The organism is Streptomyces sp. NPDC090741, from assembly GCF_044769045.1.
GTDB lineage: Bacteria > Actinomycetota > Actinomycetes > Streptomycetales > Streptomycetaceae > Streptomyces.
Window position 1 is genome coordinate 177,142 of sequence record NZ_JBIVXF010000003.1, and the last position, 14,972, is coordinate 192,113.

Below are 14,972 nucleotides of genomic sequence, written 5' to 3' on the forward strand. Positions count from 1 at the left end.
CTCCGGTCGGTGGGTCGTCTGGCGGGGCCCCTTCATCGTCGGGGGCGGAGCGGTGATCGGGAAACCTGCACACCACACTGACTGTCATTGCGCTTCGTGATGACATTGCGCCAGCATGGGAGGCATGGCAGGCATGGGAGCGATGTACGACCCGGTCCAGCTGCGCACCTTCCTCACGGTGGCCCAGACGCTCAGCTTCACGCAGGCCGCGGGCCGGCTGGGCGTCCGGCAGTCCACGGTCAGCCAGCACGTGCGGCGGCTGGAGGAGGCCACGGGCCGGCCGCTCTTCCTGCGGGACACGCACAGCGTGGAGCTCACGGAGGACGGTGAGGCGCTGCTCGGCTTCGCCCGGACCATCCTGGAGGCGCACGAGCGGGCGGCGGCCTATTTCACCGGGACCCGCCTGCGGGGGCGGCTGCGGTTCGGGGCGTCGGAGGACTTCGTGCTGACCCGGCTGCCGGAGATCCTGGAGGGCTTCCGGCACGAGCACCCCGAGGTGGACCTGGAGCTGTCGGTCGAGCTGTCCGGGACCCTGCACGAACGGCTCGACGCGGGGCGGCTCGACCTCGTCCTCGCGAAGCGGCGCGGTCCGGGGGACGAGCGGGGCCGGCTGGTGTGGCGGGACCGGATGGTGTGGATCGGGGCGGAGGGGCTGCGAGTGGACCCGGACCGGCCCGTTCCGCTGATCGTCTTCCCGCCGCCGGGGATCACCCGGGCCCGGGCGCTGGAGGTGCTGGAGCGGAACGGGCGGGGCTGGCGGATCGCCTGTACGAGCGGCAGCCTGAGCGGGCTGGTCGCGGCGGCCCGGGCGGGGCTCGGGGTGATGGCCCACACCCGTGGGCTCATCCCGCCGGGGCTGGTGCGGGTGGCGGGGCTGCCGGACCTCGGATCGGTGGAATTCGCGCTGCTGCGGGGCGGGCGGAGCTCGCCGGCGGCGGAGGCACTGGCCTCAGCGATCCTCTCGGGCGCGGACCGCCTGACCCGCCCCGCCTGACCGCCGGTCGGCTACCCCAGGGGGCACAGCAGTTCCGGACCGGAGCGGTTCGGGCAACAGGTCACCAGGGCGACCGAACGGAAGAGCGGGCCGTTCAGACAGTGCCCGGCGATTCCAAGTGTCCGTGCCGGGCCGTGGTGTGGCCCGGCACGGGCGGCTGCGGCAGCGGTTCGTTCACCGTCAAGCCCCGCCGGCGGGACGGGCGGGGGTCAGGTGCTCAGGACCACCAGGCCCTCGGCCGTGCGCAGGGTGCCCGGGGTGAGCGGGGCGAAGGTGAGCGGGAGGGACAGGCGGGGTGGGTCGGATTCCGGCAGGGGGTCGAAGAGGTACGCCGCCTCCGATGCCGTGTCGCTGACCAGGTGGGGGTCGGCCGGCGAGGCCGTGGAGCGGGTCAGCGGGGTGCGGAACAGCATGCGCAGGTGGCGCAGGGTTTCCGGGGTGACCCCGGACGGGTGCGGCGCGGGTGCGGTGGCCGGGGCGGCGGGGTCGTCCGCCGCGGCCGGGGCGTCCGGCGGGATGGCCCCCGACAGCAGCAGCGCCAGGAGCACCGGGACGGCCTTGCGGCGCAGGGCTTCCGTCGCCTCGTGCAGCCGGTGGGCATGCGTCGCGGGCAGCGACAGCGCGAGGCTCCCGGCGGCGTCGCCGGTCGCGATCGGGACCGCCGAGCACACCACGCCGGGGGAGTACTCGCGCAGGTCGTACACCGGCGCCCCCGGAGCCACCGCGTCGAGGGCGGTGAACAGGACCCGGCTGTCGGTGATCGTCTGCGGGGTGAGCCGGGCCGGCCGGTACCGGGCGACGTGGTCGCGGCGCCGGTCGGCATCGAGCTGGGTCAGCAGGCACTTGCCGACCGCGCTGGCGTGCGCGGCGGACTTGAAGTCCACCCACTCCTGCACCGGCGGCGCCCCCGGCCCGTCCGCCATCTGCGTGATCCTGACCTCCCCCTCGGCATACCGGCTCAGGTACACCGCCGCGCCCGCGCTGTCCCGGGCCAGGGCCAGCGTGCGCTGGAGCTGGCCCGCGAGCCCCCCGGCGCCGGCCGCGGCGAGCCGGTCGAGGGCGGGCCCGCGCGCGAAGACGCCCGCGCCCGGCCGGTACGCGTACTCCTCCTCGCACAGCATCGCCAGCAGCGGCCGCAGCTCCGCCTCGGCCAGGCCGGACTCCCGCCGCAACTGGGCGGCCCGTACCCCCAGCGGATGCTTTTCGAGGACCCGTACGACGGCCAGCGCGCGCCGCGCCTGCGCCATGGCCTCGCTCGTACCCGGGGAACGGACCGGCCCGGACACCGGTGCCACGCGCTGCCGCGGAACGGAGCGCTCCGGCTCCGTCGCCACCGGGGGCGTCGGCCGGAACGCGGCCAGCACCGACGGCAGTCCGGGCCGGGGCAGCGGCACCGGGCCCAGATCGGGATCGTCGAGCTGGTCGACGTACCGCAACACGGTGGCCTGCGCGCACAGCCGGACCTCGCGCAGATCCCGCCGGCCGTTCGGCCGGTAGCCGCGCCGGCCCAGTTCGCGTGCCCAGAACCGGGCGTCGTGGTGCTCGCCGCGCCGGGAGTGGTCGAGGAAGAGGCAGTACGCGGCCGACGCGGTCCGCGCCCGCCCGGAACCGGCGGCGAACTGCCACCAGAAGCGGGCGCCCTCGCGCAGTCCGGCCAGGTGCAGCAGGCAGCCGAAGACCACGGCCCCGGCCAGATCGGTGTGCCCGCTCTCGGTGAAGGCCGTGAGGTGCGCCTCCGCCTTCGGGCCGCACACGGCGGCCAGGCAGACGGCCTTGAGGTCGCGCCGGGCCCGTTCGGAGTCGAGCGGGCAGTCCCGCGCGGGATCGCTCCACCCGTACGCGGCCCGGCGCCGCGCGGGCGCCGCGGCGGCCCGGCCCCGGGAGGCGCGCAGCAGCCGGGCCTCGGCCGCGCCCAGGTCGTAGTGCGGGTACCGGTCGCGGACGCCGGCCCGGGTCAGGAACTCGGCCAGGGAGCGGCGGCCGGCCTCGCCGCCGCGCTCCGCCTTGCCCTCGCGGCGCCTCATGACTCGGGTGATTCGGCTGAGTCGGCGCCCTGCGCCGAGTCGGCCGGTTCGGCGGAGGCGTCGAGCATGCGCGCGAGCCGCCGGTGGGCCTGGCCGAGCTGCGAGCGGACGGTGGCCTCGTCGACGCCCATCACGGACGCGGCTTCCCCGGGGGTGCACTGGAGCCCGTAGCGCAGCAGCACGGCGTCGCGCTGGCGCTCGGCGAGCCGGGAGACGGCGGAGTAGAAGCGGATGGTGTCGGTCAGCACCTCGCACTGCCGATCGGCCCGGGCCTCCTTGAGGGCGGCCTCGAAGGCGCTGATGTCCATCGGTTCGGGCGCGGTCGGTTCGGGCGGCCAGGTGCCGCGCGCTCCGCGCCGCTGCTGCCGGTCGACCAGCCGCTGCTTGAGGATGGTCCAGGCGTAGGCGTCGAGCCGGTCCATGTGGAGCATGCGTAACCACTCGTTCATGATCGAGTCGAAGGCGGCGTCCACCGCGTCCTCGGCAGCCGCGTCGGAGCCCAGCTGCAGGTACGCGAAACGCATGTACGAGGGCCGCCGGTTGGCGTGGAAGGCCCAGTACGACAGGCGTGCCGTCGGGTCCCACTGGCTCATGGGCGTCGGCCGCCGCCGTCGGCTGGGCAGTGGCAGTCCCACGGCCCCACCGGACTCCTCTGGTCCGCCATCGCTCACCGTTCCACCTCACCTCGTCCCCTGTGCGCGGACAGCCTGGCAGTGCGGGCGCACCCGGGGAGCGCAGAAGAGAGACGTCGAGAGATTACGTTCGGTGATGATCGGCCGATGACCGACTTCGACCACGCGCGCGCCCAGTCCGTGCGTACGCATATGCCGGGGCCAAGCCGGGCCGCCATGCACCGGCGTGCGCCCCGCGGACGACCGGTCACACACGGGGTGACCGGCCGGTGACCGGCCGGTGACCGGCCGGGACGGCGACCGCGGCGGGCGCTGCGGCGGACTCCGCCGCCCGAACCCCGGACACCGGTCCGCGCTGATCCGGTCCGGCTGTAACATGGGCCCATTGCGAGGGCCGTGACGCAGAGGTCACCACCCTCGCTTTTGCGTTACACCCACCGACGTCCACCCCACGAAAATGCGGCACGTGGTCTTTCGGCGGTTCGATACGATGAACCGCATCACAATCCGTCACGTCACGTTGTCACCGCATATATGAAATGGAGCATCCGAGGATGGCTCGACACCTGATCACCAGCGCGCTTCCCTACATCAACGGGATCAAGCACCTGGGCAACATGGTCGGGTCGATGCTTCCGGCGGATGTGTACTCCCGGTACCTCCGCCAGCGCGGCCACGACGTCCTCTACATCTGCGCCACCGACGAGCACGGCACCCCCGCCGAGCTCGCCGCGAAGGAGGCCGGCCTCTCCGTCGCCGAGTTCTGCGCGCAGGCCCACGACGCCCAGAAGGCGGTCTACGACGGCTTCGAGCTGTCCTTCGACTACTTCGGCCGCAGCTCCTCGCAGCAGAACGCCGAGATCACCCAGCACTTCGCGCGGCAGCTGCAGAAGAACGGGTTCATCGAGGAGCGCGCGATCCGGCAGGTCTACTCGCCGGTCGACGGCCGCTTCCTGCCGGACCGCTACGTCGAGGGCACCTGTCCGCACTGCGGCTACGACAAGGCCCGCGGCGACCAGTGCGAGAACTGCACCCGCGTCCTGGACCCCACGGACCTGATCGAGCCCCGCTCGGCGATCTCCGGCTCCACCGAGCTGGAGGTACGCGAGACCAAGCACCTCTTCCTCCTCCAGTCCAAGCTGCAGCACGAGGTCGAGGCCTGGGTCGCGGAGCACGAGGAGGAGTGGCCGCAGCTGGCTTCCTCCATCGCCCGCAAGTGGCTGACCGAGGGCCTGCACGACCGCGCCATCACCCGCGACCTGGACTGGGGCGTGCCGGTACCGGCCGACACCTGGCCCGAACTGGCCGCCGACGGCAAGGTCTTCTACGTCTGGTTCGACGCGCCGATCGAGTACATCGCCTCCACCAAGGAGTGGGCGGACGCCGACCCGGCCAACCGCGACCACAAGGCGTGGTGGTACGAGGCCGAGGACGTGCGGTACACGCAGTTCATGGCCAAGGACAACGTCCCGTTCCACACGGTGATGTTCCCGGCCACCGAGATCGGCACCCGCGAGCCGTGGAAGAAGGTCGACTACGTCAAGGCCTTCAACTGGCTGACGTACTACGGCGGCAAGTTCTCCACCTCGCAGAAGCGCGGCGTCTTCACCGACCAGGCGCTGGAGATCCTCCCGGCCGACTTCTGGCGCTACTTCCTCATCGCCAACGCCCCCGAGTCCGACGACTCGTCCTTCACGTGGGAGCACTTCACCACCACGGTCAACAAGGACCTCGGCGGCACCCTCGGCAACTTCGTCAACCGCGTGCTGACCTTCTCCCGCAAGAAGTTCGGCGACGAGGTCCCGGCCGGCAGCCCGGCCGGCGAGGTCGAGGCCAAGTTGGGCGAGCAGATCGCCGAGCTGCTGGCCGAGTACGAGGGCCACATGGACTCCCTCCAGTACCGCAAGGCCGCGGCCGCGCTGCGTGCCCTGTGGTCCGCCGGCAACGCCTACCTCGACGAGAAGGCCCCCTGGCTGGAGGTCAAGACCGACCTGGACGGCGCGGCGCTCACGCTGCGCACCGCGATGAACCTGATCCACCTCTACTCGGTGGTCTCGGAGCCGTTCATCCCGGCCTCGGCGCGCACCATGCGCTCCTCGTTCGCGCTGGCCGACGACACGGCGACGTGGATCAGCCCGGAGCAGGCCAAGTCGCTGGACGCGGTCCCGGCGGGTACGCCGTTCACCGTGCCGCCGGTGCTCTTCGCGCGGATCGCCGAGGAGGACCTGGAGTCCTACCGCGAGCGCTTCGGCGGCACCGAAACCGCCTGACGCTCCCTGCCAGGGCCAAGGGGCGCGACCTTCCGGGGTCGCGCCCCTTCGTCATGTTCGATGTCGGCGCTCCCGTCCTCGGTACCGATGGCTTGAAGTCACCCCTCCCCCGAAGATCTTGACGCGTCTGCGGCGTATCGAAGCGCCGTTGTGATCGTTTCTTCAGCCGAAACCTCACAACGGGAGGACGCGCGGTGACGGCTTGGCAGTACCTCGCCGGAGCAGGCATGGTGGCGGCGCTGTGCCCGCTGTACGGCCATGTGGCCGTCGCGGACGACGGCACCGGCCCCGTCCCCCTCCGCGGCCACGGGGCCCGGCTCGACGTCTGCGTCCCGGCCGGGCAGCCGCGGCCGCCCGCCGCCGTACCCCCGCCCGCCGTGGAGCCCGCGGTCCGGCCTCCCGTACGGGTGCTCGTGCCCGGCGCCGAGCGGCCGACCGTGCACCACCCGGGGCGGGGGCCCGCACCGGCTGCCACGGCCCCCGGGGCGGAGCCGCCCGGGCCGACGGCGAAGGCCGGGGCCGGGGAGCCGCAGCCCGTGCCACCCGCGCCGGAGCCCGGGGCCGTTGCCGAGCCGGCCCCGGCCCAGGCGCCTGCCCCGCCCCGGGCCGCAGCCGCGGCCGCGCCCGCCGGCGCCTTCCACGTGCGCCCGTACCACTCGATCGCCCTGGAGCGGCGCCGCCCGGGCGGAATGTCCACCGTGATGCTCATGGTCGTCGTCACCACCCCGGCCGTGCTCGCCGCCGCCGCGCTGCGGCCGCGCTCCAAGAGCCGTCGCTGAGTCCGACCACCCCTGCACCGACCCACCGACCTACCGATCCACTGATCCACCGACCCACCGATCCACCAACGGGAGAACCCTCGTGTCCGAATGGCTGGTCCTGGCCGTCGCCATGGCGCTCGTCTGCGCCCTCGTCCTCGCCTGCACCGCGCTCCGGCACCGCCGGGTCGCGGAGGACGAGGACACCAGCGAAACCCCCGACGTCATCGAGTACATGACGATGATGGTGGGCGTGGTCTACGCGATCGTGCTCGGCCTGGCCATCGCCGGCGTCTGGGAGGCGCGCGGCGCCGCCGAGGACAGCGTGCGCCGCGAGGCCCAGTCGCTGTACGAGGTCACCCAGCGCGCCGACGTCTACGCGACCCCCGTCCGTGACCGGATCCGCGGCGAGGTCGACGCGTACGTCTCCCACACCGTCGCCGTGGACTGGCCGCTGCTCACCTCCGGCCAGGGCGCCTCGTCCCAGGGCGCCGACCTGCTCGGCAAGCTGCGCACCGACGTGACCCACCAGAGCCCGGCGAACGAGCTCCAGGCGCAGGCCTACCAGCCGCTGCTGGACCACATCGCGGCCGCCGACGACGCCCGGCACTCGCGCATGCAGGCCGACGAGTCCACCCTGCCGGGCGTGGTGTGGTTCGGGCTGCTGGTCGGCGGAGTGGTCACGGTGGGGCTGATCTTCACCCTGCAGATCCGCCGGTCGGGGCGGGAGCTGCTGCTGGCGGGGCTGTTCAGCGCGCTGATCGTGTTCCTGCTGTTCATGGTGTGGAGCTTCGACGCACCCTACGGCCGGGACGGAATCGATTCCGCGGGCCCGTTCCAGGACCTGTTCCCGAAGGTGGCGCTGGCCGCGGCCGAGCGCTGACCCCCTGAGGCCGCTGGCGGGCGCCAGCGGGGCGCGGGCGGGGCGCGGGCGGGGGGCGCCGGCGGACGGCCGGCTCAGGCCGGTCCGCTCCCCGACAGCGCCACCTGCCGCCGTACGGCCGCCACCACCGGCGAATGCCGCAGCGCGTGCGAGATCCGTACGAGGTCGCGCGGCCCTCCGAGGGTGTCGAGGACGCTCTCGTCGCTCGCCCCGATGACCGCGCCCTCGGGGTCCGCCGAGCGGGCCTGGACGGCGGCCGCGACCATCGCCGCGTCGGCGACCGCCCGCGCCGTCTCCTCCTCCGCCCCCGCCGCGAGGGCCCGCGCGTACGCGTCCTCGCGGCGGCCGGGGTCGAAGTACGGGCCGAGGTGCAGGAATCCGTCGTGGATGTCCGACTCGCGCTGGATCACCCGCAGTTCCGCCGGGGCCCACCAGGACATCTGCACGCAGGGCGTGCCGCTGGGGGCGCCGATCTGCACCTCGTGCCAGAGCGCGCCGAGGCGCCGGTACGTCGTCCAGGTCTGCCAGCTGTCGGACAGCCGCTGGCACAGCAGGGGCAGGACGAAGCCGATCGCGCTGATCAGCGCGCCGACGGAGGCGAGCGGCGGGGCGATGTAGGTGCTCAGGTCGTCGAGGTCGTGGCCGAGCCAGCGGGCGACGACCGCGGAGATCTTGGTGGCGTCGTAGCTGAGGTTGAAGACGTAGCCCGAGACGATGATCATCAGGCCGATCCGCAGCCAGCCGTGCACCTGGAGGGACCAGCGCCAGCACATGGCGACCATCACGACGGCCGCCACCAGGTGCGCCGTCAGGTAGAGGGCGATCATCTGCTGGATGTAGGGGGTGTTGGCGTAGTACGTGTCGAAGTCGCGCAGCCGTTCGACCGGGCTGTGGCCGAGCGCGAAGAGGACCACCAGCACCACGACGACCCCGCCGTAGCCGAGCATCCAGCGGCGCGAGATGCGCCGGGTCACTTCGGGCGGGCCACCGCGCCAGTTCACGATGAGCACCAGGCAGGCGGCGCTGAACAGGGTGATCAGGCAGTAGACGAGGGGGGCGGAGACGTTGGTGATGCCGGTCCACTCGTTGACCGCCTCGATGGTGGGCGGGGCGGCGAAGGTGAACACCGACCCGGCCAGGACCAGCAGGGCGCAGACCGACCGCAGGAGCGGGTCGCGCCAGTTGTGCCGTAGCGCCGGCAGCTTGAAGGCGAGTGAGACCGCCAGGGCGGCTGCCGGTATGTAGTAGTCCTGGCCGTTCAACGGTCGTTCCTGTGCCCCCGGTATCCGAGCGAGGCCTCGATGCGGCCCGCCAACTGATCACGCTGTGCGGGCGCCCGATGGCTCGCGGACCCGGCGAGCCAGGTCCGGCACCGGCTGCCCAGCAGTAAACCGAACGTCTCCGCCTCGGTCTCCTCCGAGACGTCGGCGCGCGTGCGCGCGGCGACGGACCGGACGGTCTCACCGAGGTCGGCCCCGTCGGACAGCAGCCGGGCGGCGACGGCGGCTCCGTCGACGTGGTGGCTGCAGTGGCCGGCCTTCATGTGCCACAGCTCGTGGCCCAGGATGACCAGCTGGTGGTCGGGTGCGGTGCGTTCCTCGATGACCACCAGATCGCGGTCCGCCATGTCGAGCCACAGGCCGCTGGCCGTCCCCGGCGGGAACGAGGCCATCCGGAAGTCCACCCGGCGGCCGCGGTGTCTGCTCATGCCCTCGCAGAGGGCGGCGTAGAGGTCCACGGGTTCCACGGGCGCGGTCAGCCGGAGCCCGGCCACCAGTTCGCCGCACAACCGGCGCTGCTCTCTGCCTATGCTCACCGTTCTCCCCGTCGGCGCGGATCCGGATCAGGACTCAAGGATCAGACCCAGACTCTCGACTGGGTCATCATTCATTCGGTTTGACGCTTTCGAGAAGCATGTCCAGCCATTCGGTCACCTTGTCCCGGTGTTTGTCGCTGGGCAGTTGGGCCGCGCGCCAGGCGATGCCGCGGACTCCGTGGTTCTGCAGGAGTCTTGCCAGCGGATCGCCGGTCGAAGCCGCCGGGGCGGGTACGGTTTCGCGCGTGCGGCCCGCGTAGTCCTGGAGCAGTTGCTGCTCGGTCCGCTGGAGGGCGTCGGTGAGGGCCTCGGCGTCGTGCGCGGTGAGGAAGCCGGCGTGGACGCCGAAGAAGCGCTGGATCGCGTCGCAGTGCTCCATGGTGGGCCGGCGGTCGCCGTTGATCAGGGCGCCCGCCTGCTGGCGCGACATGCCGGCGCCGTCCGCGATCTCCTGCTGCGTGTAGCGGCGTCCGTTCGGTTTCAGCCGGGTGCGCCGGAGCAGGTCGAGGCGCTGGAGGAAGCGCGTCTGCAGGCAGGGCTCGACTGCGGGCCGGCCGTCCAGCAGGGACCTGACCACGTCGGCGGGTACGCCGGAGGCCTCGGAGAGGCGACGCAGGTCGAAGACCTTGTTCAGGTCGTGGCCCATCTTGCCCGCGAGTTCGGCGACGCGCGTGACGGTGGCTGCCAGGGGCGCGTTGGCCACCGCGACGGGAGCCGGGAAGCCGTCTGTCACCAGTGGTTCTCCTAGATCGCGGCGGGTCGGTACGGGCACATGGTCGGCTTTTGGAATCTAGCCGAGGAGCCGCCGCAGGGCCAGAACTTGCCACAGCTGTGGCGGGAATGAGCTGTCAAGAGGCTGGAATTGCCACGATAGTTGACACTCGAATGAAGTCGGTAGCAGGATCGCCAGAGGAAATTGAAGATCCAGACCGTGAAGAGGGGGAGCTCTCGGTGCCACATCTCGCAGCGGTGGGCCCGTCCGATGGGCTTGCCCGAGCCGGTGAGGAGCGCCTTGCGGGCGAAGAGTCCGCACGCGGCGCAGTGCGGTCGGAGCGACGCAAGGAGATTTTGCGCCAGCGGCGCGAGGAACTGGGCCTGAGCCAGGAGGACCTCGCCGCCCGGCTGCGCATCAGCGTCCGCGCCTACGGCAACTGGGAACGCGGCCTGGTCAAGGAATGGACCGACCGCAAACTGCTCGCCCTGGCCGAGGCCTTGGAGATGAGCGAGCGGCAGTGCTTCTGGCTCTTCCGCGTCATGGTCGACCGGGACCCGCCGCCGACCTGGCGCGCGGCCGAGGAGAGCCGTCTGCCCCAGGACCCCGCCCAGCGCGACTACCTGTGCGACTACGCGGCGCTCATGGAGGCCGTGCCGTACCCGAGCTTCCTGGTGGACCACCGCTGGGACGTGGCGCTGACCAACTCGGCGTTCGACAAGCTCTTCCAGTCGGTGCGCCCGCATCCGACGGCCCTGCCGGACGACAACTTCCTGCGCTTCGTGCTGTTCCACCCGGACGCCGCGGCCGTACTGGAGGACCACGAACCGGCCTGGTGCGTACCGCTGCTGGCCCAGTTCGCCGGCGCGCTCGCAGCGGCCCCGCAGGACGAGGGCCTGAGCAGCATCCGCCAGGAGGTGGCCCGCGATCCGTTCATGGAGGCGGCCTACCGCTACGGGGTGCCGCACTGGCTGAGCACCCACGGGGCCGACGCCGCCGAGCGCGACGGGGCCGTGCGGACCGTCCGCCACTGGGACCCGCGCTGGGGCCACGTGCGCTGCCGGATGGTGGCCGAATCCAGCCGGATGCTCGACGGGATGGGCCTCACCCGGATCACCATGATCCTGTCGACCCCGCAGGGCGCGGAGACGGGCCCGGTCCGGGGCGGCGCGACCGCTCCGCTCCACCAGGGGCCCCGGCTGCGCGCCGTGCCGTCGCTGGAGGACTAGCCCCCGGGACCGGCCTCCGCGGGGGACACTGGAGGCCTCCAGCAGGGTCGATCGCGTGCCGCGGATCGGATGCCACGGATCGTGGCACCGACCGTGGCACGGGCGAAGGGCGGTAGGGCGTGCGGCTGACCATCCTCGGCGGGGGCGGATTCCGGGTTCCGCTCGTCTACGGTGCACTCCTCGGCGACCATGCCGAGGGCCGGGTGTCCCATGTGACCCTGTACGACGAGGACCCCGCCCGGCTCGGCGCCATGGCCCGGGTGCTCGCGGACCAGGCGGCCGCCTCCGCAGTGCCCGACGCCCCGGCCGTCACCGCCACCGGGGACCTCGACGAGGCCCTGCGCGGGGCCGACTTCGTTTTCTCCGCCATCCGCGTCGGCGGCCTCGAAGGGCGCGCCGCCGACGAGCGGGTCGCGCTGGCCGAGGGCGTGCTGGGCCAGGAGACGGTCGGCGCGGGCGGGATCGCGTACGGCCTGCGGACGGTGCCGGTCGCCCGGGAGATCGCCCGCCGGGTGGCCCGTATCGCCCCCGAGGCCTGGGTCATCAACTTCACCAACCCGGCCGGGCTGGTCACCGAGGCCATGGCCGAGCAGCTCGGCGACCGGGTGATCGGGATCTGCGATTCCCCGGTGGGGCTCGGCCGGCGCATCGCCCGGCTGCTCGGTGCCCGCCCCGAGGAGGCCTGGATCGACTACGTCGGCCTCAACCACCTGGGCTGGGTCCGCGGGCTGCGCATCGGCGGCCGCGACGAACTGCCGCGGCTGCTGGCCGACACCGAGGCGCTGGAGTCCTTCGAGGAGGGCCGGCTGTTCGGGGCCGAGTGGCTGCGCTCCCTCGGCGCGATCCCGAACGAGTACCTGCACTACTACTACTTCAACCGTGACACCGTACGGGCCTACACGGAGGCCAAGCAGACCCGCGGGGCGTTCCTGCGCGACCAGCAGCGCGGGTTCTACGCCGAGGCGGGCCGGGCGGACCAGGCGCCCGGGGCGGCGCTGGCCGCCTGGGACCGGACCCGGGCCGAGCGGGAGGCCACGTACATGGCCGAGAACCGCGAGGCGGCGGGCATGGGTGAACGCGACGAGAGCGATCTGGAGTCCGGCGGGTACGAGAAGGTGGCGCTCGCGCTGATGCGGGCCATCGCGCGGGACGAGCGGGCCACGCTGATCCTCAACGTGCCGGGCCGCGGCGTGCTGTCCGTGCTCGACGCGCAGGCGGTCATCGAGGTGCCGTGCCTGGTCGACGCGAACGGGGCGCACCCGATGGCCGTGGACCCGCTGCCGCTGCACGCGGTGGGCCTGGTGACCTCCGTCAAGGCGGTCGAGCGGGAGGTGCTCGCGGCCGCCGCGAGCGGCTCCCGGGCGGACGCCGTCAAGGCCTTCGCGCTGCACCCGCTGGTGGACTCGGTCGGGGTGGCCCGGCGGCTGCTGGACGGGTACGCGGCCGAGCACCCGGGCCTGGCCTACCTGCGCTGATCCCTGCCCGGCCGGCCCGCCGGGCAGGGTCCCCCGTACGGCCCGGTGGGCATGCGGCGCGGCAGGGGCGCTGTGAGAGTGCGAGATGTGACCACTGCCCCCGCCGAAGCCGCAGCCGCACCCGCAGCCGCGGCGCCTCCCGTGCTCGACCGGCGGCGGCGCAACATCATCTTCGGCACGATCATGCTCGGGGTGCTGCTCGCGGCCCTGGACCAGACGATCGTCGGCACCGCGCTGCCCACGATCGTGGCGGATCTCGGCGGCGGCGAGCACATGTCGTGGGTGGTGACCTCGTACCTGCTCGCGGAGACCGTCGCGACGGTGCTCGTGGGCAAGTTCGGTGACCTCTTCGGCCGGAAACTGATCTTCCAGATCTCGGCGATCGTCTTCATCACCGGCTCGTTCCTGTGCGGCCTGGCGAGCAACATGTCCCTGCTCATCCTGTGGCGGGGAGTCCAGGGCATCGGCGCCGGCGGCCTCATGGTCACCTCCATGGCCCTGATCGCCGACGTGATCCCGCTGCGCGAACGCGGCAAGTACCAGGGCGCGATCGGCGCCGTCTTCGGGGTCGCGACCGTCATCGGACCTCTGCTCGGCGGGCTGTTCACCGACCACCTCAGCTGGCGCTGGGCGTTCTACGTGAACGTCCCGATCGCGATCCTGGTGGTCGTCGCGGCGGCCCGGACGATCCCTTCGGTCCGCGCGCCCGGGGGCACCCGCATCGACTACCTGGGCATCGCCCTGGTCGCCGTGGGCTCCAGCGCCCTGATCCTGGCCACCAGCTGGGGCGGGAACGAGTACGCCTGGGGCTCCGCGAAGATCATCGGGCTGTTCATGCTCGGCGTACTGGCCCTGGCGCTGTTCTGCCTGGTGGAGACGCGGGCGGCGGAACCGATGCTGCCGATGCGGCTCTTCGGGAACCCGGTCTTCACGATCTGCTCGGTGCTCAGCTTCGTGGTCGGCTTCGCCATGCTCGGCGCGATGATCTTCCTGCCGACGTACCTGCAGTTCGTGGACGGGGATTCGGCCACGGTCTCGGGCGTACGGACCCTGCCGCTGGTGATCGGCCTGCTGATCGCGTCCGTCTTCAGCGGCAACGTCACCAGCCAGACCGGGCGGTACCGGATCTTCCCCATCGTCGGCTGCCTGGTGATGGGGATCGGACTGTACCTGCTGTCGCGGATGGGCCCGGGCACCAGCGCCTGGCTGGAATCGCTGTACATGTTCGTGCTCGGTGTCGGGATCGGCCTGTGCATGCAGGTCCTGACGATCGCCGTGCAGAACACCGTGGACTACGCCGACCTCGGCACCGCCACATCAGGTGTCACGTTCTTCCGTACGCTCGGCAGCTCGTTCGGCACCGCCGTGTTCGGGACCATCTACGCCAACACCCTGGGCCCCGCGCTGGAGAAGGCCGTCGCGGAGGCCGCACGGGCCACCGGGGCCGATCCGGAGCAGCTGGCGAAGGCGGCCCAGAGCCCCCAGGGCGTCCACGCGCTCGAACCGGCGGCGGCCGGCCCGATCGTCGAGGCCTACGCGCACGCGCTGCACACGGTGTTCCTGTGGACGGTGCCGGTGGCCGGGATCGGCTTCGTCGTCGCGCTCTTCCTCAAGGAGGTCCGGCTGCGCGACAGCGCCCGCGCGGCGTCGACGGACATGGGCGACGGCTTCGCCTCACCGGCCACGGCCTCCGGCGATTCGGCCAAACTGCTGGAGCTGGCGGTCGGGAAGCTCGTACGGAACATGGGACCGGAGACGGCGCGGGCGATCGTGAACGCCTCGGACACCCGGCTGGACATCGCGGGTGCGTGGGCGGTGATGCAGGTGGAGATCATGACCCGTACGGTCGGCCACGCGAGCCTCGGGCTCATCGCCTCGCGCCGCGCCCTGCCGCCGGAGGTCCTGGTGCCGGTCTTCGACCGGATGGAGCAGGAGGGGTACCTGACGCGCGAGGGCGCCTTCTTCACGCTGACGCCGGCGGGGCAGCGGGAGGCGGCGACCCTCTCGAAGGCGTGGGGGGACTGGCTCGGCGGCGAACTGGAGAAGGACCGTGGCCGCCCGCGGAGCGAGGAACTCCGGGCGGCGGCCGACGCGATCGCGAAGCGGCTGCTCGTGGAGGACCTGAGCGAGGGCTACTTCGGGCAGAAGGCCCCGGCGGGGCTGTGACCCGCGACCGCGG

General features: G+C 72.6%; 11 protein-coding genes and 1 pseudogene. 7 read left to right on the forward strand and 5 right to left on the reverse strand.

What is annotated here, in order from left to right; translation table 11 throughout:
* Positions 1 to 142: 142 nt before the first annotated feature.
* Positions 143 to 994 carry a LysR substrate-binding domain-containing protein gene (locus ACIQU4_RS10405; protein ID WP_387288157.1) on the forward strand — a complete coding sequence of 284 codons (852 nt, stop codon included), beginning with the start codon at positions 143 to 145 and terminating at the stop codon, positions 992 to 994.
* 527 nt (positions 995 to 1,521) lie between these two features.
* Here the strand turns inward: ACIQU4_RS10405 and ACIQU4_RS10410 are convergent.
* Together ACIQU4_RS10410 and ACIQU4_RS10415 are read right to left on the reverse strand one after the other, a co-directional pair.
* A pseudogene (locus ACIQU4_RS10410) lies at positions 1,522 to 2,241 on the reverse strand (IclR family transcriptional regulator C-terminal domain-containing protein); the annotation flags it as partial.
* A gap of 773 nt (positions 2,242 to 3,014) precedes the next feature.
* Entirely contained in the window at positions 3,015 to 3,611 is a 597-nt protein-coding gene (locus ACIQU4_RS10415; protein ID WP_403728000.1) for an RNA polymerase sigma factor, read from the reverse strand.
* Between the two features lie 593 nt (positions 3,612 to 4,204).
* Between ACIQU4_RS10415 and metG the strand changes: the two genes are divergently transcribed.
* The 3 genes from metG (at position 4,205) to ACIQU4_RS10430 (ending at position 7,561) form a co-directional block, all read left to right on the forward strand.
* A complete protein-coding gene (metG, locus tag ACIQU4_RS10420) occupies positions 4,205 to 5,920 on the forward strand; it encodes a methionine--tRNA ligase (protein WP_403728002.1) in 1,716 nt (571 codons plus the stop codon).
* 194 nt (positions 5,921 to 6,114) lie between these two features.
* Positions 6,115 to 6,699, forward strand: a complete 585-nt coding sequence (locus ACIQU4_RS10425) for a hypothetical protein (RefSeq protein WP_403728004.1) — start codon at positions 6,115 to 6,117, stop codon at positions 6,697 to 6,699.
* An 82-nt stretch (positions 6,700 to 6,781) separates the two neighbouring features.
* Complete coding sequence (locus ACIQU4_RS10430; RefSeq protein ID WP_403728006.1) at positions 6,782 to 7,561, forward strand: hypothetical protein; 780 nt, start codon at positions 6,782 to 6,784, stop codon at positions 7,559 to 7,561.
* 74 nt (positions 7,562 to 7,635) lie between these two features.
* On the opposite strand, the gene ACIQU4_RS10435 is transcribed toward ACIQU4_RS10430, so the two are convergent.
* The 3 genes from ACIQU4_RS10435 to ACIQU4_RS10445 all read right to left on the reverse strand — a co-directional run bounded on the left by ACIQU4_RS10435 (position 7,636) and on the right by ACIQU4_RS10445 (position 10,110).
* On the reverse strand, positions 7,636 to 8,823 hold the full coding sequence (locus ACIQU4_RS10435) for an MAB_1171c family putative transporter (protein ID WP_403728008.1): 1,188 nt from the start codon (positions 8,821 to 8,823) through the stop codon (positions 7,636 to 7,638).
* Positions 8,820 to 9,377, reverse strand: coding sequence for a toxin-antitoxin system, toxin component (locus ACIQU4_RS10440; RefSeq protein WP_119094920.1), 558 nt, complete (start codon positions 9,375 to 9,377; stop codon positions 8,820 to 8,822). The genes ACIQU4_RS10435 and ACIQU4_RS10440 overlap by 4 nt, the downstream gene beginning before the upstream one ends.
* 67 nt (positions 9,378 to 9,444) lie before the next feature.
* Complete coding sequence (locus ACIQU4_RS10445; RefSeq protein ID WP_030162198.1) at positions 9,445 to 10,110, reverse strand: helix-turn-helix transcriptional regulator; 666 nt, start codon at positions 10,108 to 10,110, stop codon at positions 9,445 to 9,447.
* A 335-nt stretch (positions 10,111 to 10,445) separates the two neighbouring features.
* Between ACIQU4_RS10445 and ACIQU4_RS10450 the strand changes: the two genes are divergently transcribed.
* From ACIQU4_RS10450 to ACIQU4_RS10460, 3 genes are all read left to right on the forward strand, one after another.
* The gene (locus tag ACIQU4_RS10450; RefSeq protein WP_403728010.1) at positions 10,446 to 11,318 is read left to right on the forward strand and encodes a helix-turn-helix domain-containing protein; all 873 of its coding nucleotides are present in this window, start codon (positions 10,446 to 10,448) and stop codon (positions 11,316 to 11,318) included.
* A 119-nt stretch (positions 11,319 to 11,437) separates the two neighbouring features.
* Positions 11,438 to 12,793, forward strand: a complete 1,356-nt coding sequence (locus ACIQU4_RS10455; RefSeq protein WP_403728012.1) for a 6-phospho-beta-glucosidase — start codon at positions 11,438 to 11,440, stop codon at positions 12,791 to 12,793.
* A gap of 51 nt (positions 12,794 to 12,844) precedes the next feature.
* A complete protein-coding gene (locus ACIQU4_RS10460; RefSeq protein WP_403728013.1) occupies positions 12,845 to 14,959 on the forward strand; it encodes an MDR family MFS transporter in 2,115 nt (704 codons plus the stop codon).
* Positions 14,960 to 14,972 lie beyond the last annotated feature (13 nt).

Excerpts from the sequence above, each read along its gene's own strand:
- ACIQU4_RS10405 (WP_387288157.1), top strand. The coding sequence starts at position 143 with ATGTACGACCCGGTCCAGCTGCGCACCTTCCTCACGGTGGCCCAGACG.
- ACIQU4_RS10415 (WP_403728000.1), bottom strand. The coding sequence starts at position 3,611 with ATGAGCCAGTGGGACCCGACGGCACGCCTGTCGTACTGGGCCTTCCAC.
- metG (WP_403728002.1), top strand. The coding sequence starts at position 4,205 with ATGGCTCGACACCTGATCACCAGCGCGCTTCCCTACATCAACGGGATC.
- ACIQU4_RS10460 (WP_403728013.1), top strand. The coding sequence starts at position 12,845 with ATGCGGCGCGGCAGGGGCGCTGTGAGAGTGCGAGATGTGACCACTGCC.